The organism is Pannonibacter sp. CBAS1226, assembly GCF_055685825.1.
The window spans coordinates 1,404,008-1,425,645 of the sequence record NZ_JBVOUO010000001.1 but is presented as its reverse complement, the minus strand read 5'-3'; the positions used below and the strand labels follow the sequence as shown (position 1 = coordinate 1,425,645).

Annotated in this window: 25 protein-coding genes; 11 read left to right on the top strand and 14 right to left on the bottom strand. The window is 61.8% G+C overall.

What is annotated here, in order from left to right; all coding sequences use genetic code 11:
* Positions 1-84 precede the first annotated feature (84 nt).
* The gene (locus AC0CMF_RS06550; RefSeq protein ID WP_374630944.1) at positions 85-1,167 is read left to right on the top strand and encodes a COX15/CtaA family protein; all 1,083 of its coding nucleotides are present in this window, start codon (positions 85-87) and stop codon (positions 1,165-1,167) included.
* A gap of 1 nt (position 1,168) precedes the next feature.
* Here AC0CMF_RS06550 and AC0CMF_RS06545 read toward each other — a convergent pair whose 3' ends face one another.
* The 4 genes from AC0CMF_RS06545 to folE form a co-directional block, all read right to left on the bottom strand.
* Complete coding sequence (locus AC0CMF_RS06545) at positions 1,169-1,450, bottom strand: hypothetical protein (RefSeq protein WP_472481268.1); 282 nt, start codon at positions 1,448-1,450, stop codon at positions 1,169-1,171.
* Positions 1,451-1,840: 390 nt separating this feature from the next.
* Positions 1,841-3,130, bottom strand: a complete 1,290-nt coding sequence (locus AC0CMF_RS06540; RefSeq protein ID WP_374630948.1) for an O-acetylhomoserine aminocarboxypropyltransferase — start codon at positions 3,128-3,130, stop codon at positions 1,841-1,843.
* Between the two features lie 184 nt (positions 3,131-3,314).
* Positions 3,315-3,791 carry a phosphoribosyl-AMP cyclohydrolase gene (hisI, locus tag AC0CMF_RS06535; protein WP_374630950.1) on the bottom strand — a complete coding sequence of 159 codons (477 nt, stop codon included), beginning with the start codon at positions 3,789-3,791 and terminating at the stop codon, positions 3,315-3,317.
* 28 nt (positions 3,792-3,819) lie between these two features.
* Positions 3,820-4,455: a GTP cyclohydrolase I FolE gene (gene folE, locus AC0CMF_RS06530; protein ID WP_050471330.1), complete on the bottom strand. Its 636-nt coding sequence runs from the start codon at positions 4,453-4,455 to the stop codon at positions 3,820-3,822.
* A gap of 271 nt (positions 4,456-4,726) precedes the next feature.
* On the opposite strand from folE, the gene AC0CMF_RS06525 reads away from it, so the two are divergent.
* Together AC0CMF_RS06525 and yidD are read left to right on the top strand one after the other, a co-directional pair.
* A complete protein-coding gene (locus AC0CMF_RS06525) occupies positions 4,727-5,167 on the top strand; it encodes an iron-sulfur cluster assembly scaffold protein (RefSeq protein ID WP_050471415.1) in 441 nt (146 codons plus the stop codon).
* Positions 5,168-5,192: 25 nt separating this feature from the next.
* Positions 5,193-5,591: a membrane protein insertion efficiency factor YidD gene (yidD, locus tag AC0CMF_RS06520; RefSeq protein ID WP_374630952.1), complete on the top strand. Its 399-nt coding sequence runs from the start codon at positions 5,193-5,195 to the stop codon at positions 5,589-5,591.
* Between the two features lie 23 nt (positions 5,592-5,614).
* Here the strand turns inward: yidD and AC0CMF_RS06515 are convergent, their stop codons facing one another.
* Positions 5,615-5,950: a hypothetical protein gene (locus AC0CMF_RS06515; protein WP_122519798.1), complete on the bottom strand. Its 336-nt coding sequence runs from the start codon at positions 5,948-5,950 to the stop codon at positions 5,615-5,617.
* A gap of 239 nt (positions 5,951-6,189) precedes the next feature.
* Between AC0CMF_RS06515 and thrS the strand changes: the two genes are divergently transcribed.
* Positions 6,190-8,172, top strand: a complete 1,983-nt coding sequence (thrS, locus tag AC0CMF_RS06510) for a threonine--tRNA ligase (protein ID WP_374630953.1) — start codon at positions 6,190-6,192, stop codon at positions 8,170-8,172.
* Positions 8,173-8,259: 87 nt separating this feature from the next.
* Here the strand turns inward: thrS and AC0CMF_RS06505 are convergent, their stop codons facing one another.
* Complete coding sequence (locus tag AC0CMF_RS06505) at positions 8,260-9,363, bottom strand: hypothetical protein (protein ID WP_122519800.1); 1,104 nt, start codon at positions 9,361-9,363, stop codon at positions 8,260-8,262.
* 296 nt (positions 9,364-9,659) lie between these two features.
* On the opposite strand from AC0CMF_RS06505, the gene AC0CMF_RS06500 reads away from it, so the two are divergent.
* The 4 genes from AC0CMF_RS06500 (at position 9,660) to AC0CMF_RS06485 (ending at position 13,353) form a co-directional block, all read left to right on the top strand.
* The gene (locus tag AC0CMF_RS06500) at positions 9,660-10,253 is read left to right on the top strand and encodes a nitroreductase family protein (RefSeq protein ID WP_374630955.1); all 594 of its coding nucleotides are present in this window, start codon (positions 9,660-9,662) and stop codon (positions 10,251-10,253) included.
* A 4-nt stretch (positions 10,254-10,257) separates the two neighbouring features.
* Complete coding sequence (locus AC0CMF_RS06495; RefSeq protein ID WP_050471336.1) at positions 10,258-10,860, top strand: flavin reductase family protein; 603 nt, start codon at positions 10,258-10,260, stop codon at positions 10,858-10,860.
* Between the two features lie 204 nt (positions 10,861-11,064).
* The gene (locus tag AC0CMF_RS06490; protein ID WP_374630957.1) at positions 11,065-12,081 is read left to right on the top strand and encodes a transglycosylase SLT domain-containing protein; all 1,017 of its coding nucleotides are present in this window, start codon (positions 11,065-11,067) and stop codon (positions 12,079-12,081) included.
* A gap of 120 nt (positions 12,082-12,201) precedes the next feature.
* On the top strand, positions 12,202-13,353 hold the full coding sequence (locus AC0CMF_RS06485) for a DUF2336 domain-containing protein (protein ID WP_374630959.1): 1,152 nt from the start codon (positions 12,202-12,204) through the stop codon (positions 13,351-13,353).
* Positions 13,354-13,374: 21 nt separating this feature from the next.
* Here the strand turns inward: AC0CMF_RS06485 and AC0CMF_RS06480 are convergent, their stop codons facing one another.
* The 3 genes from AC0CMF_RS06480 to AC0CMF_RS06470 all read right to left on the bottom strand — a co-directional run bounded on the left by AC0CMF_RS06480 (position 13,375) and on the right by AC0CMF_RS06470 (position 15,346).
* Complete coding sequence (locus AC0CMF_RS06480; RefSeq protein ID WP_374630961.1) at positions 13,375-13,899, bottom strand: Hpt domain-containing protein; 525 nt, start codon at positions 13,897-13,899, stop codon at positions 13,375-13,377.
* Between the two features lie 58 nt (positions 13,900-13,957).
* Positions 13,958-14,740 carry an NAD kinase gene (locus AC0CMF_RS06475; protein ID WP_050471342.1) on the bottom strand — a complete coding sequence of 261 codons (783 nt, stop codon included), beginning with the start codon at positions 14,738-14,740 and terminating at the stop codon, positions 13,958-13,960.
* Between the two features lie 126 nt (positions 14,741-14,866).
* Positions 14,867-15,346 carry an Lrp/AsnC family transcriptional regulator gene (locus tag AC0CMF_RS06470; RefSeq protein WP_374630963.1) on the bottom strand — a complete coding sequence of 160 codons (480 nt, stop codon included), beginning with the start codon at positions 15,344-15,346 and terminating at the stop codon, positions 14,867-14,869.
* A gap of 139 nt (positions 15,347-15,485) precedes the next feature.
* Here AC0CMF_RS06470 and AC0CMF_RS06465 point away from each other — a divergent pair, with 139 nt between their 5' ends.
* Positions 15,486-16,505 carry a 1-aminocyclopropane-1-carboxylate deaminase gene (locus AC0CMF_RS06465; protein ID WP_019962500.1) on the top strand — a complete coding sequence of 340 codons (1,020 nt, stop codon included), beginning with the start codon at positions 15,486-15,488 and terminating at the stop codon, positions 16,503-16,505.
* Between the two features lie 439 nt (positions 16,506-16,944).
* Here AC0CMF_RS06465 and AC0CMF_RS06460 read toward each other — a convergent pair whose 3' ends face one another.
* On the bottom strand, positions 16,945-18,090 hold the full coding sequence (locus AC0CMF_RS06460; RefSeq protein WP_374630965.1) for a PIN domain-containing protein: 1,146 nt from the start codon (positions 18,088-18,090) through the stop codon (positions 16,945-16,947).
* A gap of 493 nt (positions 18,091-18,583) precedes the next feature.
* Here AC0CMF_RS06460 and AC0CMF_RS06455 point away from each other — a divergent pair, with 493 nt between their 5' ends.
* On the top strand, positions 18,584-19,900 hold the full coding sequence (locus AC0CMF_RS06455) for a tyrosine-type recombinase/integrase (protein WP_472481262.1): 1,317 nt from the start codon (positions 18,584-18,586) through the stop codon (positions 19,898-19,900).
* A gap of 31 nt (positions 19,901-19,931) precedes the next feature.
* Here AC0CMF_RS06455 and AC0CMF_RS06450 read toward each other — a convergent pair whose 3' ends face one another.
* From AC0CMF_RS06450 to AC0CMF_RS06435, 4 genes are read right to left on the bottom strand one after another with little or no spacing between them, the layout of a single operon-like run.
* Complete coding sequence (locus AC0CMF_RS06450; RefSeq protein WP_082676073.1) at positions 19,932-20,213, bottom strand: type II toxin-antitoxin system HicB family antitoxin; 282 nt, start codon at positions 20,211-20,213, stop codon at positions 19,932-19,934.
* Between the two features lie 50 nt (positions 20,214-20,263).
* Positions 20,264-20,425, bottom strand: coding sequence for a hypothetical protein (locus tag AC0CMF_RS06445; RefSeq protein ID WP_157757185.1), 162 nt, complete (start codon positions 20,423-20,425; stop codon positions 20,264-20,266).
* 11 nt (positions 20,426-20,436) lie between these two features.
* A complete protein-coding gene (locus AC0CMF_RS06440; protein ID WP_472481260.1) occupies positions 20,437-20,871 on the bottom strand; it encodes a hypothetical protein in 435 nt (144 codons plus the stop codon).
* A 15-nt stretch (positions 20,872-20,886) separates the two neighbouring features.
* Entirely contained in the window at positions 20,887-21,234 is a 348-nt protein-coding gene (locus AC0CMF_RS06435) for a hypothetical protein (protein WP_472481258.1), read from the bottom strand.
* A gap of 104 nt (positions 21,235-21,338) precedes the next feature.
* Here AC0CMF_RS06435 and AC0CMF_RS06430 point away from each other — a divergent pair, with 104 nt between their 5' ends.
* A complete protein-coding gene (locus AC0CMF_RS06430) occupies positions 21,339-21,596 on the top strand; it encodes a helix-turn-helix domain-containing protein (protein ID WP_472481256.1) in 258 nt (85 codons plus the stop codon).
* Positions 21,597-21,638 lie beyond the last annotated feature (42 nt).

Below are 21,638 nucleotides of genomic sequence, written 5' to 3'. Positions count from 1 at the left end.
AAGGAAAACCCCGCAGGCCGCAGCTTGCTCTCCTCAGGGCGGACCTATATCCCAAGCGGTCAAAGGTCAAATCCGGAAGGCGACATGTCCACCTCACAGATGGTTTCACCCCTTGCCCAGACCCCGCAGATGGCCGCACGCCACCGCACCCAGATCCGCATCTGGCTCTATGGCATCTGCCTTCTGATCCTCGCCATGGTCGTTGTCGGCGGCGCCACACGGCTGACCGAGTCGGGCCTGTCGATCACCGAATGGAAGCCCATTCATGGCATGATCCCGCCGCTCAGCGAAGCGGAATGGCTGGAGGAATTCGACAAGTACCGGCAGATCCCCCAATATCAGCTCATCAACAAGGGGATGAGCCTTGAAGAATTCCAGTTCATCTTCTGGTGGGAATGGGCACACCGGCAGCTGGGCCGCTTCATCGGTGTGGCCTTCGCGCTGCCGCTGGTCTTCTTCTGGGCCACGGGGCGCATCGAGGGCTGGCTGAAGCCCTGGCTGGTGCTGGGCCTGGCGCTTGGCGGGTTGCAGGGCGCGGTCGGCTGGTGGATGGTGGCCTCCGGCCTCGTGGAGCGCACGGATGTCAGCCAGTACCGGCTCGCCGTTCATCTGACGCTCGCCTGCATCATCTTCGCCTATATCTTCTGGCTCGCGCGCAGGCTTGCGCCGCACACGGAAGCAACGCCTCAGGAGGGGCAGAGACTGTCCCGCTTCGGACAGGTGGTGATTGGTCTGGTCCTTGTGCAGATCTTCCTCGGCGGCCTGGTGGCCGGACTGAATGCGGGTCTCACCTTCAACACCTGGCCGTTGATGGACGGGCAGATCATCCCGGCAGGGCTGCTTGCCATGGACCCGGCCTGGCGGAACGTCTTCGAGAATGTCATGACCGTGCAGTTCCAGCACCGTCTGGGCGCCTATGTGCTGGTGCTGGCCGTGGTGGCGCTTGTGGTCATGACGCTGCGCACCAATGCCCACAAGGGCCTGCGCGGCACCGCTCTCCTGCTCGGCCTTGCCGTGCTGCTTCAGGCCGCCATCGGCATCGCCACGCTGCTGCTGCATGTGAAGCTGGACGTGGCGCTGACCCATCAGGCCATGGCGGTGATCGTGCTGGGCCTTTCGGTGGAATATCTCGTCCGCCTGAAGGGCGAGGCACCGTTCCGCAGTTGAATCAGTTTGTTTGAATCAAGGTGCGAAGCAGCTGAATCAGCCCCGCACCTTTTCCGCCCAAGTGATTCTTTTCAAAACCAAAATCCCCGCCGGAGCGATCCGGCGGGGCGTGGACAGGCCCCCTCTTTCGCGAAGAGGAAAGTGGGCAACGGACACAACCGTTTTCGTCATGCCATGACTTGATCATGGCATCCACCCCGTGAAGTGTCATGTGTTGCAGGCCCAGAATATTGGCCATTCTCTCTGCACGGCTTGTGCCGGAAAGCTGCGGCATGGATGCCATGATCAAGTCATGGCATGACGGTGGGTGGGGAGACGTCTGTGGGGATGGATGGCTTGCGGCTGTGCTGGGTTTGGAATGCGGGCCAGCTCTTTCGCATCTCCCCCTCTTTCGCGAAGAGGAAAGTGGGCAACGGACACAACCGTTTTCGTCATGCCATGACTTGATCATGGCATCCATCCCGTGAAGTGTCATGTGTTGCAGGCCTTGAATACCGGCCATTCTCTCTCCGCTGCGCATGCCGGAAAGCTGCGGCATGGATGCCATGATCAGGTCATGGCATGACGGAGAGAGGGAGCAGGTCTGTGGCGAAAATTATGGCTTGGTCATAAACAAAAACCCCGCCGGAGCGATCCGGCGGGGTTTTCATTTTGTGCTTCAACCAGCCCCGGTTCAGTCCGGCAGCTTGGCGAGGGCCTGTTCGAGGTCGGCGATGATGTCGCTCGCGTCCTCGATGCCGATGGACAGGCGCACCACATCCGGGCCGGCGCCGGCCCGGGTCTTCTGCTCGTCGGAGAGCTGGCGGTGGGTGGTGGAGGCCGGGTGGATGATCAGGCTGCGGGTGTCGCCGATGTTGGCGAGGTGCGAGAACAGCTCCACACCGGACACCAGCGCAACGCCCGCGTCATAGCCGCCCTTGACGCCGAAGGTGAAGACCGCGCCTGCGCCCTTCGGGCAGTATTTCTGCTGCAGCGCATGGCCCGCATCGCCCGGCAGGGCGGCATAGGACACCCAGGCCACCTTCGGATGGTTCGACAGGAATTCGGCCACCTTCAGCGCATTGTCGCAGTGGCGCTGCATGCGCAGCGGCAGGGTCTCGATGCCGGTCAGGATCATGAAGGCATTGAAGGGCGAGATGGCGGGCCCAAGGTCACGCAGGCCAAGCACGCGGCAGGCAATGGCGAAGGCGAAGTTGCCGAAGGTCTCGTGCAGCACCATGCCCTGATATTCCGGGCGCGGCGTGGAGAGCAGCGGATAGCGGCCGCTCGCCGACCAGTTGAACGTGCCCGCGTCGACGATAACGCCGCCCATGGAGTTGCCATGGCCGCCCATGAACTTGGTCAGCGAATGCAGCACCACATCCGCGCCATGCTCGATCGGGCGGCAGAGATAGGGGGTCGCCAGCGTGTTGTCGACGATGAGCGGCACGCCCTTCTTCTTGGCAATGGCCGAGATGCCTGCAATGTCGGTGACGATGCCGCCCGGATTGGCAAGGCTCTCGATGAAGATGGCCTTGGTGGTCTCATCAACGGCGGCCTCGAAGGCGGCAAGGTCCGACGGGTCGGCCCAGATGACGTTCCAGCCGAAGCTCTTGAAGGAATGGTTGAGCTGGTTGATCGAGCCGCCATAGAGCTTGGTGGAGGCAACGATGCTGTCGCCCGGCGTCATCAGCGTGTGGAAGGCGAGAAGCTGGGCCGCATGGCCGGAGGCCACGGCCAGCGCTGCGGTGCCGCCCTCAAGCGCTGCGACGCGCTCTTCCAGAACGGCGGTCGTCGGGTTGGTGATGCGGGTGTAGATGTTGCCGAAGGCCTGAAGGCCGAAGAGCGAGGCGGCGTGGTCTACATCGTTGAAGACGAAAGAGGCCGTCTGATAGATCGGCGTCACGCGCGCGCCGGTGGCCGGATCGGGCTGCGCGCCCGCGTGAATGGCCAGCGTCGAGAAGCCGGGTGTTCCTGCAGTCATTCCATCCTCCCAGGATTTTATGCGGTTCGCCTTCACGGGAAGGCACGATCCGGCGCTGAGTGTGCCCGCGCCGGAGCAGAAGGTCAAAGACGGGATTTGCGGCGCAAGTGTCCGCCGGAGAAAGGATTTGCGCGGGGGCCGGAAAAGCCCCTGCGTCAGCTTCCATGCGCGCGCCTTGCGCAATCTATCCGTGATTATGCCCGCAGCCGGAGTGGCCGTAGACATCGGCAGGATCATAGACCTTGTGGTCTTCCATCAGGCGCAGGGAGACCGAGCCATCCTCATGGCGGGTGAGGGCGCGGTGAAAGCAGGAGCGGTAGCCGGTGTGGCAGGTGGCGCCGTTGCCTTCCACCTCCACGATCAGCCAGATGGCGTCCTGATCGCAATCGGTGCGGATTTCCCGCACCTTCTGCACCTGGCCTGAGGTTCCGCCCTTCTTCCAGTACTCCTGCCGCGAGCGGCTCCAGTACCAGGCTTCGCCCGTGTCGATGGTGCGGCGCAGGCTTTCGGCATTCATGTAGCCGACCATAAGAAGATCGCCGCGCGTGGCATCGGTGACCACGGCGGCGATCAGGCCGTTTTCGTCAAATTTGGGCTGGAACGACAGACCGTTCTCAATGTCGCTCTTCGATCCGCGCGGATCAAATCCGGTCTTGCTCACGTCTACTCTCCGCCGGGGTGGGCGGAGATTAACGGTCTCCGCCGCGAATGAAGGTCATGAAGCGGGCCTGTTCGGCCGGATCGTCCTGGAACACACCGGTGAACTGGGTCGTGATCGTGGACACGCCCGCCTTCTGCACGCCGCGCATGGTCATGCACTGATGCTCGGCTTCGAGCATCACCGCGATGCCGCGCGGCGCCAGATGCTCGTCAATGGAGGAGACGATCTGCGAGGTCAAGTTTTCCTGCGTCTGAAGCCGGTTGGCATAGATATCGACGACGCGGGCGAGCTTCGACAGGCCGACCACACCGCCGGACGGGTAGTAGGCGATATAGGCCTTGCCGATGAACGGCAGCATGTGATGCTCGCAATGGGAATGGAACGGGATGCCCCGGACCATGATCATGTCCTCATAGCCGCCCACATCCTCAAAGGTGCGCTCCAGATGCGCCTTCGGGTCCTCCGCATAGCCGCTGTAAAGCTCGGCATAGGACTTGACGACGCGCTTCGGCGTATCGAGCAGGCCCTCGCGCTCCGGATCTTCGCCGATATAGGCAAGGAGGGTACGGACAGCGGCCTCGGCTTGCTCACGGCTCGGACGCGCAATCTCGTGCGGTGCGCGGCGTGGGGCCTTTTCGTCAGCAGGCTTCAAGATGGCGTCCATTGGTTTGGTCCTTGAGACAGTGGATGAACAGCCAATCTTACGTTGCCTTGACTGCTCCGGATCACGGCAGGGGAAACTTGCCGCAAACCTCTCACACCTGCTCCTGCAGCTTCAGCCCGGGGCTGAACAGAAGCAAGTCTTGCTCTATATAGGAAGAAGACCCGCGCCGCAAAGCGCCCAGTGGTCCGATTCCGTCTTTTGCTGTCACCTGTCTTCCGTGGCCGGGTGCCGGCAGCAAGGCACGGGCCGCTGTCATGAGGATATGGCACGCATGCTTGACGACATCTACAACACCCGCATCCTTGAGCTGGCGGGCAATATTCCGCACCTTGGGCGGCTGGCTTCGCCCGATGCCAGCGCCAAGGCGCATTCCCGGCTCTGCGGCTCGACCGTGACCATCGATCTGGTGGTGCGCGATGGCAAGGTGAGCGAGTTCGCCCATGACGTGAAGGCCTGTGCCCTTGGTCAGGCCTCGTCCTCACTGATGGCCCGGCACATCATCGGCTGCACGCCGCAGGAGCTGCGGGACCTGCGCCGCACGGTCACGGCCATGCTGAAGGAAAACGGCCCGCCGCCGGAAGGCAAGTTCGAGGAGTTCCGCTTTCTGGAGCCGGTGCGCGACTACAAGGCGCGTCATGCCTCCACCCTGCTGACCTTTGATGCGGTTGTGGATGCGCTCGACCAGATCGAGGCAAAGGCCCCGGCTGCCTGAGCAGGCAGGGCTTGGAGTTTGTTTGATGTGCGGTGGGTGCGGCAAGGACAGTGTCGAGGGGGAGGTGAGGTGTGAGCCTGCATCCCCACTGCCGCCGCGCCGCCTGTCTCCGGCTGCCCATGCGGCGCTGGGGCTGATCTGGATCTACCGCCACTCGCTGTCCCTGTTCATGGGGCGCGGCTGCCGCTACGCGCCGACCTGTTCCGATTACACCAGTCAGGCCATCCGCCGTTTCGGCTTCTGGGGCGGCGGCTGGCTCGGCCTCTCCCGCATCCTGCGCTGCAACCCGCTGGGATCCTCCGGCTATGATCCCGTGCCGGAAGCGCTGAACCCTTCCGCCCGCTGGTATCTGCCCTGGCGCTATGGCCGCTGGTCCGGCAAACATATTCCGCAGGACCAGCGGCTGGACAGTCAGGACCGGTGAGGGGCCTGGCTATCTGTTTCCCATCACAGACAGGTGGTGGGGAAGTACTGGTTCCGGTTCGTGGATGATTTCTTGAACACGTGGCACACCCTGACGCCATTGCTGACGGTCACATGCTGGTTGCTCGGGGTGCCCGCAGGGGCCATGCCGCCATTGTGCTGTCCCTTGAGGTAGACGCAGGTGCCGTTGGCATAGGCCGCGCGCAGCGTGGCGTCCGCCGAGTTCGCGACTCGCGCCGGCCATCCGCTCATGCCGCCTTCTGCCTCGTAGTTCCTGGAGTAGGTGCAGGCTGCGAAAGATGCATCGGTGAGGGCGAAAAGGCCGATACCGGCGAGCGCTGCGAGAGCTAGGATTTTCATGATTGCCTCCAATACTCGTTACTTGGGTGCTGCTCTTCGCCAGGATGAAGGATTGCGAAGGGCACTTCTGTCGACGTCATGGGATGGCCTCCGTGAGGCTCTGCCTGTGATCATGGTAAAGACGGATGGGAGGTTGCGCCGCAGAGGTTGTTCCTCACGCACAAATCCCTTATTCAGGCCCAGTCGAAAAACACAAAAGCTTACCTGCCTCGTCTGCAGGAGTGAGCAGGAGATGACTGATGATCAATCTGACTTTCCCCGACAATTCCGTGCGCTCCTATGAGGCTGGCACCACCGGTGCCGCCGTTGCCGAGGGCATTTCCAAGTCGCTGGCGAAGAAAGCCGTGGCGATGACCCTTGATGGCGAGCTGCGCGATCTTTCGGATGCCATCACCGCCGATGCGCGCATCGAGATCGTGACCCGCGAGGACCCGCGCGCCCTGGAACTGATCCGCCACGATGCGGCCCATGTGATGGCCGAGGCGGTGCAGGAAATCTGGCCGGGGACGCAGGTCACCATCGGCCCGGTGATCGAGAACGGCTTCTACTACGACTTCAAGCGCGTCCATCCGGACACCCGCGAGGACTGGCCCTTCACGCCCGAAGACCTGCCGGTCATCGAGAAGAAGATGCGCGAGATCATCGCGCGCGGGGCCGCCTTCACCAAGGAAATCTGGTCCCGCGAGGAAGCCAAGCGCTACTTTGCCGCCAAGGGCGAGACCTACAAGGTCGAGCTGGTGGATGCGATTCCCGAAGGTCAGGACCTGAAGATCTACAAGCAGGGCCAGTGGCTGGACCTCTGCCGTGGCCCGCACATGGCCTCCACCCGCCAGATCGGCGACGCCTTCAAGCTGATGAAGGTAGCCGGTGCCTACTGGCGCGGCGACAGCAACAACGAGATGCTGACCCGCATCTACGCCACCGCGTGGGCGAACGAGGCTGATCTGAAGGCCTATCTGCACATGCTGGAAGAGGCGGAGAAGCGCGACCACCGCAAGCTCGGCCGCGAGATGGACCTGTTCCACTTCCAGGAAGAAGGCCCGGGCGTCGTGTTCTGGCATGCCAAGGGCTGGAGCCTGTTCCAGAGCCTTGTCTCCTACATGCGCCGCCGCCTTTCGGGCGACTACGATGAGGTGAACGCGCCGCAGGTGCTCGACACCTCGCTGTGGGAGACCTCCGGCCACTGGGGCTGGTACAAGGAGAACATGTTCTCCGTGCAGTGTGCCGATCCGGAAGCCGAGGACGAGCGCATCTTCGCGCTGAAGCCGATGAACTGCCCCGGTCACGTGCAGATCTTCAAGCACGGGCTGAAGAGCTACCGCGATCTGCCGCTGCGCATGGCGGAATTCGGCGTGGTGCACCGCTACGAGCCTTCGGGCGCCATGCACGGGCTGATGCGCGTGCGCGGCTTCACGCAGGACGATGCCCACATCTTCTGCACCGAAGAACAGATGGCGGCCGAATGCCTCAAGATCAACGACCTGATCCTGTCGGTCTACGAGGACTTCGGCTTCAATGAGATCGTCGTCAAGCTCTCCACCCGCCCGGAAAAGCGCGTCGGTTCGGACGAGCTGTGGGATCACGCCGAAGAGGTGATGACCCGCGTTCTCAAGCAGATCGAGGAGCAGTCCGGCGGACGCATCAAGACCGGCATCCTGCCGGGCGAGGGCGCCTTCTACGGTCCGAAGTTCGAATACACGCTGAAGGATGCCATCGGCCGTGAGTGGCAGTGCGGCACCACGCAGGTGGACTTCAACCTGCCGGAACGCTTTGGTGCCTTCTACGTGGACAAGGACGGCGAGAAGAAGACGCCGGTGATGATCCACCGCGCCATCTGCGGCTCGATGGAACGCTTCCTCGGCATCCTCATCGAGAACTTCGCCGGTCACTTCCCGCTGTGGCTTGCGCCCAAGCAGGTGGTTGTCGCCACCATCACCTCGGAAGCGGATGACTACGCCCGCGAGGTGCATGCGGCGCTGGGCAAGGCAGGCATCCGGGCCGATCTCGACCTGCGCAACGAGAAGATCAACTACAAGGTCCGCGAGCACTCGCTGGCCAAGGTTCCGGTCATTCTCGTTTGCGGCAAGCGTGAGTCGGAAGAGCGCACGGTCAACGTCCGCCGCCTCGGTTCGCAGAACCAGACGCCGATGAGCCTTGATGAGGCGATTGCCGCCTTCATCGAGGAAGCAGTGGAGCCGGACCTGAAACGCGCCCGCGGCTGAGTGCTGCAGCATACGAACTGACATGAAAAAAAAGACCGCCGTGGCGCAAGCCGCGGCGGTCTTTTCATGTCTGCCGGGGTGTGCCTGTCAATTCTGCGGCAGCTGGCTGACGTTGGAGGTTTCCGTGCGGGCCAGCACCTCGACTTCCTCGTTCTCACCGGAGACGACCATGAAATTGCGGCTGTAGTTGACGCCATTGTTCCGGGCGACCACCTCATACTCGCCTGCCGCGAGGACGAAGGAGGGGAAGGCGCCGTTGCCTTCCACCACCGTGTCACCGCCGGGGGTGAGAATGGTCCAGGCCGTGTTGGCAATCGCCTCGCCGCCCGGATCGTTGACGAGCTTGAGCGTCACACTGGCCGCATTCTGGAAAAGTGTCGCCGACGTCAGCTTGCCCGCTTCCACGGAGATATCCGCCCGCACGATGGCGTTCACATCGCCATAGCGGCTGACCACATGATAGGTGCCCGCATTGAGGCGCACGATGGCCTCCGGCTTCACGCCGGAAACGATGACCTCGCGTTCGCCGATGGCGTTGAAATTCATGCCCAGAATGTCGAACCGCAGGTCATCTGGCGGCAGCGGATCATCCGGGCCAAGGGCTGCGTTCAGCTTTACGCCCCCCGCATTGAGCACCACGGTCTTGGAATAGACGCCGCGGCCGACGACAAGCCGGTTGGTGGAGCCTGCAAAGCCATAGGACGTGTGGATGAGATAGGCGCCCGGATCGAGCCGGAACTCCGCATCCCCGCCCATGGCCGTTGCCACCAGTTCCAGTTCGCCGCTGGCATTCGGGGTTTCGCCATAGACACGCCAGATAAGGCCATCGGAGATCTGCGCTGTTCCTTCCGTCAGCCGGGCAACCAGATAGACCGCGCCTTTTTCGAGGCCGGACTGGGTGCCATCCGTCAGCGTGTTCGACGGGGCATAGGGCACGAGCGCATCGTTGAAGCGGCTGGCGGGATCCTCAGGCGACAGGAGCGGGGGCGCCGCTGTGGCTCCCTGCACCTCGGACGGATCCGGCGAAGTGCCTTCCGCGGGGCCGAAACCATGCGGCTTGCCCAGAGGCGTGGGAGGGGAGAGCGGAGCCGAGAAAGCCGTGCCGGCATCCAGAGAGGGGGGCTGCTGGTCCGCAGGGGTGGCCGTGGCTTCCTGGGCCGCCGCCGCCGTCTGCATCACAAAAAGAGCCATAAGGGCTGCTGTCAGAGCACGCCTTGAAGCACGTGCCAGTCCTGCGCTGCGGTTGTTTCCCGTCATCATTTTTCCTGCGCCGGCCTTCTGCCACTCGCCGCGGATCTTCTGTCAGACCCGCCAAGGCCACTGGATATTCAACGGCAGCACCAGCCATGGGCTGCCGCATCCGTTTCCATTTCGTTAATGGCCCGGAAAATCGGGCGAATTCAAGTCGCATGCAAGCCCGGTTGACAAGTGAGGTTAAAAGCTTACCACTTTCGCCAGGATTTCACCCCACCGTTTCAGAGGCTCCGATGAGCGAATTTGCCAAGCCGCATCCGCATGTTACCGACTTTTTGCTGACCCGCCGGTCGCATCTGGCCATCACCCTGTCCGAGCCGGGCCCGGATGCGGAAACCTTGGAAAAGATCCTCACCATTGGTGCGCGCGTGCCGGATCACGGAAAGCTCGCGCCCTGGCGCTTTGTCGTCTACGCAGGGGAGGCGCGCAGCAGAATCGGTGAGCATCTGGCCGCGCTGGCCGAAAGCCGCAACGGGCCGCTCTCCGAAGCTCAGAGAACGCAGGAACTGAACCGCTTCATCCGCTCGGCAGTCGTGATCGGCGTTTTGAGCCGCGCTGCCGTTCATCCGAAGATCCCTGTGTGGGAGCAGGAACTGTCGGCCGGTGCCGCTTGCATGAACCTTCTCACAGCCGCCACGGCAGCCGGTTTCGGCGCGCAGTGGATCAGCGAGTGGTACAGTTTCGATGACGAGGCAGCGCGTTATCTGGGCGCAGCCGAGGGCGAGCGGTTTGCCGGCTTCATCCACATCGGCACGCCGACGCAGGCGCCGTTCGAGCGTCCGCGCCCGGAGCTTGCCAGCATCGTCAGCCACTGGGCCGGGGAGTAAGCCGTTGTTCTATGACACCGTTTCCAATGCTCATGGGCTGGCCTTCAACCCCTTCAAGGCCCTTGTCGCGCCGCGGCCCATCGGCTGGATCTCGTCGCTGAGTGCAGAGGGTACGGCGAATCTCGCCCCCTACAGCTTCTTCAACGCCGTGGCCGATGCGCCGCCGATCGTCATGTTCTCCTCCTCCGGCTGGAAGGACAGCGTGCGCAACATCGAGGCGACGGGCGAATTCGTCTGCAACATCGTCAGCCATGATCTGCGCGATGAGATGAATGCGTCTTCTGCGCCCGTTGGTCCCGATGTGTCCGAATTCGAGCTGGCCGGCCTCGAAATGGCGCCTTCCAATCTGGTCAAGGTGCCGCGTGTGAAGCGGGCCAAGGCGGCGCTTGAGTGCCGGATGCTGCAGATCCAGCAGTTGAAGGACCTCGATGGCAATGCGGTCCAGAGCTACATGGTTCTGGGGCAGGTGATCGGCGTTCATATCGATGACAGCGTCATCGAGAATGGCCGCGTCGTGCCCTCGCGGCTGGAGCTGCTTTCCCGCCTTGGTTACAAGGATTATGACGTCACCCGTGACGTTTTTGAGCTCACCCGCCCCAAAGGGTGAGTCGCTTTTGCCGGATCGCGGGAGCCTCAGGCTTTGCGATCCGGGTTCTTCCGGTAATTTATCGGTATATCTCTCAGGGATTTTGCCCGCTTTCCCGTTGAAAATGGCGCTCGTTAACCGGCTTTGGATGCTTGTTAACTTTTTGTTAACCATTTGGGCCAGATCTTAACCGCGTGGTAATCTTTACATCGGGGAGACGGGTTCATGCGTGTTGCAGACTCCACCTCGATCGCGTCGCGGATCGAGCAGGCCTTCCAGACCGCAAGCACAACGACGGGGACGTCCTTTGACTACCTGCTGAAGACGGCTGCGCGGGAATCCTCGTTCCAGCCCGCAGCGCAGTCGAAGACCTCCAGTGCGACCGGTCTGTTCCAGTTTGTCGAACAGACCTGGCTTGAAACCGTCAAGGACAGCGGCGGCAGGCACGGCTTGCAGTCCTATGCCGATCAGATCGAAAGAACCGCCACCGGAAAGTACCGGGTCAGCGATCCCGATATGCGTCAGGAGATTCTGGACCTGCGCAAGGATCCGGAGATTTCCTCCCGCATGGCTGGCGAATTCACCCGCAAGAATGCCGAGTTTCTCTCCAACCGCCTTGGCCGGGATCCGAACCAGGGTGAGCTTTACATCGCTCATTTCCTCGGCGCGCAGGGGGCTTCGCGGCTGATCAATTCCGCGCAGGTGAACCCGGAGAGTTCCGCCGCCCAGATGTTCCCGGCGCAGGCCAAGGCCAACCGGGCCATCTTCTATGATGGCGCCGGATCTCCGCGGACGCTGGCGCAGGTCTACGATGTCCTCGTCAGCAAGCACGATGGGGCCGCCGCGGTGATGGTGGCATCTGCCACCGGACAGGGAACGGATGACTTGCCGAAGAGCCGCATCCTCACCGGCTTTGCCGAAGAGGCGGGCTCGGGCGATCCTGTCGGGGCACGGGTGGACAGCGCCTTCCGGGCTGCGGAAACCAGCGCGCCCTTCGAGGCTCTGTTCCGCGATGATGCAGGCTCGCGCACGGCCACCATGTCCGGCAGCTATCTGGCCGCCTTTGCCGGGGTGAAGGATGATCACGTCTTCTCGCGCGCCGTTGGTGGCACCCGTGTGGTGGCCCAGCTTGCGGGCGGGGAAGGGGCGATTGCGCAGACGCAGGAAGGGCCTCTGGACCTCACCGGCTTCCTCAACTATGCGCCGCTTGGCGTGAAGCGCGATCTGCTGCCGCCTGCCTGAGCGGGCGGTATGAGCCACGGCAGGCCTCTGCCTCATTTATGGTGAACCGAACGTTAAGCCTTTGCGTGGCAGTGTGATTTGCACCTTGTTGAGGTGCATTGTGTGTTCGGGTCACGCGTCATGATCATTCGTCAGTTTCTGTCCTGGGCCGGTACGGCAGCGCCTGCTGAGCGCGCCGAGGCCACCGCTGCGCTTGCACGCGCCTTCCTGCATTCGCCGATGAGCGAGGCAGAGCGGGGCGATTGTCAGGCTGCATTGACTTATCTGCTGGATGATCCGGCGCCTGAAGTCCGCTTTGCCCTTGCGGATGTGTTCGCCCGCCGGGAGGATGCGCCGCGCCCTGTGGTGCTGGCGCTGGCCCGTGACACGGCGCTGGTTGCCGCCCCCATCCTCGAATTTTCGCCGCTGGTGCCCGATTGCGATCTGATCGATCTGGCCGCCGAAGGCTCTGACGCCGTGCAATGCGCCATTGCCCGCCGCCGGAACCTCTCTGCCCCCGTCGCTGCCGCGCTGGCGGAAGTCGCAGGGCCGGAAGCCTGCGCCGTGTTGCTCGACAATCCCGGCGCCGTGATCGTCTCCTTCAGCCTGTCCCGCCTTGCCGAACGCTTTGCCGATGACGCCGCCGTGCGCAGCCGTCTGCTGGCCCGGCCGGGCCTGCCTCTGACCATCCGCCACACCCTGCTGACGGCCTTGACCGATGGCCTCAAGGCGCAGGCGCTGGTGCTTGCGGGCGAAGCGCTTCCCGAAAGCGCAGAGACCTATCTTGAAGAGGCCCGCGAGCGCGCAACCGTCGTGCTGGCAGCCGGTGCCACGGATGCGGAACTGGGCGGTCTCGTCGAGCATCTGCGCGCGCGCGGCCAGCTCACGGCACGGCTGATGCTGCGGGCTGCCGGCATGGGCCGGCTGCGGGTTCTGTCCGCCTGCCTCTCCGCCCTCTGCGGCCAGCCGCAGGCGCGGGTGGCGGATCTGCTGGCCACCGGACGGGCCGGAGCCCTGCGCTCCCTGCTCATGGCCACCGGTCTGCCCCAGCGCACGGTCGCGGTGTTTCAGCTGATGGTGGAAGCCTACCGGGCGGCAGATTGCAGCTTCCTGCAGGATCAGCCCCCCGCCACGACCCGCGCGGTGATGGAAGAGGTCAGTGCCGGGCTTGAGGAGATGGCTGTCAGCGGCGGGGTGGAGGATGTCTTCGCCCTGATGCGGGTGCTGGTCCTGGAAGCGGCCCGTGAGGAAGCGCGGCTGCTGGTGAATACCGAGCTTCTGGCCGCCGCGTGAGGGCAGAGCCTGGGTGCAGGCTCAGTCCCTGACAGGCACCGTGCGTTCGATATAGTCCTGCGTCACCTCCTGCAATTTATGCAGAAGCGCTGCGCCGGTCGGGTTCGCCTCGTCGCGGGCTTCTTCGGCCACGATGGCGCGGATCGCGTCCACATGCTGGCGCAGAAGTGTCAGCGGCAGGTGCTCCGGTGTGCTCACGGCCTCAATGAGATGGCAGAGACTGGCGGCGACGGCTCCGGCCAGCGGATAGCCCAGCGTCTGCGCCTGTCCCTTCACATTGTGGGTGGTGTTGTAAAGCTGCGCGAGGGTCGTCCCGTTCAGCCCCTCCTCCTCGATGGCGCTCCAGTCGGCAAACAGCTGCTCGGTCTCCCGGTGCATCCAGCCGTCGAACTGGACGGAGAGCCGCTCCAGCGCCGCTTCCGCCGCCTTGATGGGATCGAACTTGGCCGCCTCGCGCGGGCTCATCACCCGCACCTTCTTGCGCAGGTCCGTTGGCGGCTTGACGAACTCCACGTCGCTGCCCTGAAGATCCTCGTCGCTGATCATGATCGGTGTCCTTGCCCTGCCGCCAATACCGGAAGATTCCGCTGATGCCCGCGTAAGGTCAATAGCGGAACATTTCACTTAAGATTCGCTCGTCCCAGCCATGGCCTGCGTCGGACATGATCAGACAGGCGGAGCTCTTGTCCTCGCGCACGCTCACCTTCGCCACATTGCGGATTTCCGTGTGATCGGCAGCGGCGCTGACCGGGCGCTTGGCGCTCTCCATCACCTCGATTTCCACCACCGCATGATTGGGCACCAGCGCGCCGCGCCAGCGGCGGGGGCGGAAGGCGCTGATCGGCGTCAGCGCCAGAAGCGGGGCTGAAATCGGCAGGATGGGGCCATGGGCGGACAGATTGTAGGCGGTGCTGCCCGCAGGGGTCGCCACAAGGCAGCCGTCACAGATCAGTTCTTCCAGCCGCTCACGTCCATCAACGGAAATGCGCAGCTTGGCCGCCTGATAGGTCTGGCGCAGCAGGGAGACTTCGTTGATGGCGCGGGCACTGTATTGCACGCCGGCCTGATCGATCGCCTGCATGTAGAGCGGGTGGATCGTCGTCACATCCGCGGCCGCCAGCCGCTCCAGCAGGCCATCCTCCTGGTACTCGTTCATCAGGAAACCGACGGACCCCCGGTTCATGCCATAGATCGGAATGCCGGAATTCATGAAGCGGTGTAGCGTCTGCAGCATCAGGCCATCGCCGCCGAGAGCGACGATCACATCCGCTTCGCCCGGTGTGGCATTGCCATAAAGCGCCGTCAGCGAAACGAGGGCCTGATGGGCTTCCTCCGTGTCGCTGGCAACCAGCGCGATGCGGCCGGGGCGGATTTCTCTCTGGGTCATTGGCTCTGGAACTCGGGTGCTGCATCTGCCGCGGCTCCGCGCCGCCCGCCATTCATCCGCCAGATTGCCCGCCGCTGCAAGGCGCGATTGCCGGAATGGGGAAGTCCCCCGGGCGTTGATCCGGTTTCAGAAATCAAGCCGGGCATTGTCGACCACTTCCTTGATGACGAAGAAGGTCCGCGTCTGCCGCACGCCGGGCAGAGCGATCAGCTGCTCCGCATGCAGGCGGTTGAAATCGGCCATGTCGCGGACGCGGATCTTCAGGAAGAAATCGAAGTCCCCCGCCACCAGATGGCAGTCGAGCACGACAGGCAGCTTGCGGATGGCCTCCTCGAAGGCGGCAAAACTCTCCGGCGTCGAGCGGTCCAGCTCCACCCCAACCATGACCAGCGCTCCCCGGCTGACCTTCTGCAGATCGATCACCGCCCGCACGTCCCGCACATATCCCTCGTCAAACAGCCTCCGGATGCGCCGGTGGCAGGTGGCGGGACTGACATTGACCGCTGCGGCAATATCCGCGTTCGACATGCGCCCGTCCTGCTGCAGCAGATGCAGGATCTTCCGGTCGATGCGGTCGAGGGATTCAGGGGTGAAAAACTCTTTCATTACAGAGATCAAATCCGGAATAATCGTTATCTGAAAGCTCTATATCTGCAATCAGACGATCATTGAAGGCCCAAGATTGCAAGCACCTTTCATAACCTTCCTGCTAGCGTTCCGCCACCTTTCAAGAGTGGAGCAGGCAATGCTGAAACTGGATAAATTCGAACGTTACCCCCTGACCTTCGGCCCGACCCCGATCGAAAAGCTGGACCGCCTGTCGGCGGAACTGGGCGGCGCCGTGGAGATCTACGCCAAGCGTGATGACTGCAACTCCGGCCTTGCCTTCGGGGGCAACAAGCTGCGCAAGCTGGAATATATCGTGCCGGACGTGCTGGCCTCGGGGGCCGATACGCTCGTGTCCATCGGCGGCGTTCAGTCGAATCACACCCGCATGGTCGCCGCGACTGCTGCCAAGCTCGGCCTCAAGTGCGTGGTGGTGCAGGAAAGCTGGGTGCCGCATGAAGATGCCGTCTATGACCGCGTCGGCAACATCCTGCTCACCCGCCTGATGGGTGCGGACAGCCGCATCGTTGACGATGGTTTCGACATCGGCATCCGCAAGAGCTGGGAAGACGCGCTGCAGTCGGTGAAGGACGCCGGCGGCAAGCCCTACGGCATTCCGGCAGGCGCCTCCGTCCATCCCTATGGCGGTCTTGGCTATGTGCGCTTTGCCGAAGAAGTGCGGGCGCAGGAAGCCGAAATGGGCATCCGCTTCGACTATATCATCGTCTGCGTCGTCACCGGCTCCACCCAGGCCGGCATGATTGTCGGCTTTGCCGCCGATGGCCGCGCCGACCGGGTGATCGGCATCGATGCCTCCGGCACACCGGAGCAGACCCGCTCCCAAGTGCGCGAGATCGTCGACCGTACCGCTGATCTGGTGGAGCTGGGCCGTCCGGTGCGCGAGGACGAGATTGTCATCGTCGAGGACTATGCCTATCCGGCCTATGGCGTGCCGAGTGCAGAGACCAACGAAGCCATCCGCATGGCCGCCCGCACCGAGGCGATGATCACCGACCCGGTCTATGAGGGCAAGTCCATGCAGGGCATGATCGATCTCATCCGCAAGGGCAAGATCCCGGCTGGTTCCAAGGTGCTCTACGCCCACCTCGGCGGCGCCCCGGCCATCAACGGCTACAGCTACACCTACCGCAACGGCTGAGTTCCCCATCGACCAGTCTGCGTGCGAAGCGGCAGCTCCCACTCCCCGGGAGCTGCCGTTTTCTTTTCCGGAAGCGTCTTTACGGAAGAATGGCCAGCAGCCCGCCGGCGCTTGCCGCACCGGAGATGGCCGTCAGATTTTATGGGAAGGTGGTGCCGACAACAGGGTTCGAACCCCCAGAAACATTCAGAATATAGCAATCGGCAAGGTTAGCGTGTCTTTTGAGTAAAACTAGAATTCGTTAGGCTCATCATGGCGTGGCCTCTGCAGTCGACACTTCCTGCAGGAGATTGCTGCAGTTGCCTAGGGCAATATCACCACAAGGCCACCTTGGATAGGAAGTCGGCCAACCGCATTTAGCATAGTGGATGCCGGACGCATTGGCTTTTTGAAATTTTTTGGATACTATTTCAAAAAATCAGATTTCTTCGATAGAATTTTAGTATTTCTCGAACATGGAATCTTCGTCAGTGAAGGGGTCAACATAGCCAAAATCTACATCGAAGCGCTTGCTTCCAACTACGACTTTGATGTTTTCCAAGTCATCTACGCCGTCTTCGTACTCAGCTGTGATTGTTGCTTCAATTTGGACCTGAGACTCTTTGCTTGTGCTTGAGCTGCCGATTATGACTTCGTCACCGTCGACGTGGTCGGTGACATAGAAGTTGAAGTCCGCGAAGAAATCCAAAGTGACCGATAGCCGTACCGTGAAGGTGATCTGTCTCCCTCCAAAGTTGACAATTATAGGGTCGCCGATTTCGTCAATAGTTCTGAACTGCACATCTTGGTAGTCAACATAGCTGGACGCCGGGCCATCTCCACTGGCTTCAAATTGAAGATCGGCGCACCAATACTCGATCTGAGTGGTGACTTCGGCTGCGAAGTTTGCGAGGGCCTCATCCCGCCATAGGCGAACTATCTCCGACACGAAATCTTCGCCCGCTTGATTGAACAGCGACAAAGCAACTGCCAAGTCATCTACGATCACCAGATGATTGGATTGTGCAGCGAACGATTTCCAACCTCCGTCGTTGCTAACGCAGATCAAAATGCCTTCGTTACCCTTGACATGAGCTTCAAGGCTCAAAAGCGCCAAAGCGTCAGGAAACTCGAACTTCTTGGATTCCTTAGACTCGAACGGCGGCATAGCTGCAAAATACCGCTTCACCAACTCCGGTGCGATTCCTACGTTATCCTCGATATCAACCGAGGTGCCGTTCACGTACTCAAGAAATTTCGCTAGTTCATCCTTGGCGTGGTCGGCCGGGGCGACTGACAAGGACAACAATTCGTCAAGTGGGGGAGTCTTGGTTAGATGCCAGCGCCGCAGATGAACCTTGAGAAATTTTCGAAGGTTTCGTTGGCTCTCCTCTGCTTTATCGATCAAATGTGAATTGATCTCAAGAACTACAACTTCGGATAGCAGAAGTTCAACGTTATTTTTTTTGAGCTGGGACAGGCCGAGCAAAACAGGATGCTCAAGATTACTTCCATACTTATCGAATATGTTGGTATCAACGGTAAGGGCTTGAATCTGTCCGCTGACGATCTTTTGCTTGATCTCCTCTAGTGTGAGCTCTGGCATTTCCGTCTCCTTCTTCTCAGAAACGAAATAGGCAAACCGATTAGCACGTCGCCGCGCCGTCACTTGCTTCAAAATCGTCCGATATCGAAAATGCAAAACCCCTGGCTTCCCAAGGGAAGGTGGTGCCGGCAACAGGGTTCGAACCCGTGACCCCCTGATTACAAATCTCATTTCTTATGTATCACCTGATGCGTTCAACTGCGATAAGTTACGTAAAATCAAATAGTTAGTATGTATGGCTTGCGATGCCCTGCGATGCAATTTGACACCTTCTGATTATATCCCGTTTATATGGAAAGCCCGCAGAGGGTGGGTGGTTCGACCTGGAGGCGGGGCCGGGTGCGACGTGTGAGCTTGCGTGTATGTAGTATATGGGAAAGGTCGTCATCGCCGTCATGGTCGTCATTATTGTTGTTTTACAATGGCTTAAGGTCGTCACTGTTTTTACAGGAGTTGTCATGGCCGTCATGGGGCGGGAAGGCCGGGAGCTGCGATGCCGAACCTAACGAAACGTGTCGTTGATGCGGCCAAGTCTCAGGAAAAGCTTCGCTTTTTATGGGATGACGCCCTGAAGGGCTTCGGCTTGCAGATCACTCCGGCGGGCGTGAAGAGCTATGTTATCGCCTATCGGACAGAGGCGGGACGGACGCGGCGCATGGTGATAGGCCGCCACGGTGAGCTTGCGCCCGATCAGGCGCGCAAGCTGGCGGCTGCAAAGCTGGGTGAGGTCCGGATGGGCCGTGATCCGGCAGCGGAGCGGCAGGCACTGCGGGCAGCTGAAACCGTTGCTGACCTGCTAGACAAGTATCTATCTGAGCATGTCGAGGTGCATAACGCTGCTACCACGCTCGTGCATGCGCAACGGATCGTGGAGAAGGTGCTTAAGCCCCGAGTCGGCAAGATCAAACTGGCAAGCTTTGGCCGTGCGGATGTGGTCAAGCTGCATCGGGCCTTGGCGGACACGCCGCGACAGGCGAACCTTGCCCTCGCGATCCTGTCCAAGGCATTCAATTTGGCGGAAACTTGGGGCATCCGTCCCGAAAACTCTAACCCGACACGGCTGGTCAAGCGCTACGCTGAAACCCAACGTGAGCGTTTTCTGAACATGGAAGAACTGGCCCGGCTGGGGGCGGCGCTGGACGAGGCGGAAGCCAAGGGTTTGCCCTGGAAGGTCAAAGCTGAAGGCGATGCGCTCAAGCATCTTGCAAAAGACACCGAAGCCCGGCGTGCCGCCGTGAGCGCTCCCGGCATCGCGGCTATCCGGTTACTCTTGCTGACCGGTGCGCGGCTTTCGGAAGTGTTGGAGCTGAAGTGGAACCACGTTGACGCAGAAGCCGGGACCGTTGCCTTTCCGGCTCGAAAGGGCGGCGGGCGGCGGGCGCATCCGGTTGGTGCGGGCGCGCTGGCCGTCCTGGCCGGGCTGCCCCGGCGCGGACCGTGGGTGCTGCCACGCGATGCAGACCCTAAGCGCCATGTTTCGAAAGAGGTGGTCGAGAACGCGTGGCAACGTATCAGAGCCCATGCGGGGCTTGATGACGTGCGGCTGCATGACCTGCGGCATACGGTCGGAACCTTCGCCGGACAGGCAGGGAGTAACGCCTTCATGATCTCCCATTTGTTGCGGCATTCTAACCTGACAATGACGAACAGGTACGTCAGCCCCGATGCGGACCCGATCCGCCTTTTGTCCGATGCGGTTGGGGCGCGGATCGAGGCGGGATTGAAGGGGGAAAAAGCGCCGGCTGAGGTGATTGACCTGGCTGCCGCAAAGAGGAACCGGCCCCCAAAACGGGAGCCGGAACAGGGATAGCAGCCCTTCAGGCGGGGCGGCTCAAGGCGCGTTACGCGCCCTTGTCCATGATGAGGAACACTTCGGTAAAGGTCGCGCCTTCGCGCCATTCGGCAAGGCTGTCGTCTGCCAGAATGGCGGCAAGGTCACGGGGAGCCGGGATCACTTCGCCATAATCGCGCATGACCTCGGCATGGAAGCCCAGCGCTTCGGTGCCCATTCGAATGGCCTCTTCAAGCGTATCGCCCGCGCTGATGCAGCCGGGAAAATCCGGGAATGAGATGCCGTAGCCGGGGCCCTCGTCCTGATGTAAAAAGGCGACGTAACGTATCATCTGAGTTCCCCGTTTGCCCTGGCACTACCCTTGGCGTCAGCTTCGACGTTTCAGAGGTCGCAGAAGATGCCGCTGTCCTCTGCCGGTTCGGCCTCAAAATCGCTGTCACCGTCGAGCCGGTCAAGCAGCGTGATGAGAATTTCAATCGTGTCTTCGATACCCGCACGATAAACGGCGACCAGTTCTGACAGCTGATCTGTGTGCTGTGTCATGGCGCGATCCTTTATTGCGAGACGAGAAGCTGCCGCAGCTCGTCGGGTCTCTGTGAGTGGCGCTTGATGTGCTCTTCGTCGCGGTCGAAAAAGGCGACTTCCGGCCCGGCATGGGGCCGGAGGAAGTCGAGCAAGTGGCGGATGTTTCGCTTCAGGCGGCGGTCAAGCTCCGCCCGCTCTGGGCCGGTTCTGTCCGGCCAGTTGGTCAGGTCGTTCAGGTCCGCGACGATCAGCAGAACCTTGAAATAGGCCCCCGCCGCGCTTTCCGGGATGCGGTGAGAGGCGAGGTGTTCGATTGCGGTCATCGCGTCGAGTAGCCCGGCTGCCCCGTCGCGGGCCTCGGGCTGGGCGAGCCGTCCGGCCTCGTCGAGTTGATCGTAAAGCGCGCTTAGGGTTCCTGCTTCAAGGCCAAGGGCCGTCACCGGGCAAGCGTTGTGCCTTTGCATGGGTTCGATCTCCGTTCAGTTGAGGGCTGCGAGTTGGGCGGTGAGGGCAGCGCGGCGGCTGGCGATCACCGCAAGAGGGGCGTCTGAAAAGGCGAGCCGGGCCAAGGCGTCATGCGCTGCGGCGGCAAGGCGGGCCCGCTCTGCGACTGGCAGTGCCGAAACGGCTGCCCGTGCCGCCTGCTTGGCCTTGGCCTTGGCGGCTGCGGCCTTGGCCGTCGCCCATGCCGCCCGCAGCGCCTTGCTGAAGCAGGACTGCAAGGATGGTGCAGGGCCGAAGACTCGGGCGTTCCGCGTGAAATTTGCGTGAACCTCGCGGGCGTCGGTCCATGCCTGGCGGAAGATGGTGGAACGGTTAAACAGCATCGCTTTGCGCCTCAAATTGATTATGATAGATATCATAATCATTCGTAACGAAGTGTCAACCTGATAGCTACGATGGTAGTTATCAAAGCTATTCGGAGTATGGAATGCTATCGACGGGAAACCAGCTGAAGGCAGCGCGGGCGCTTGTGGGCATGGAGCAGATCGCTCTTGCCACGGCAGCAGGCGTCAACGTTGGGACGATCCGGAAAATGGAAGCACGGGGCGGCAGCACCCTCAGCAGCGGGCTGGATACGATCCAAGCCGTGCAAGGTGCCCTTGAAGCCGCCGGGGTCGAGTTCCTAGCAGCCGATGCAGCCGGAGGTGTTGGGGTGCGGCTGAGGCGCGATGCGGCTGCGGGGTGATGGCTGGCTGATGCGCGGATCAGCTTTGACGCAATGAGGCAT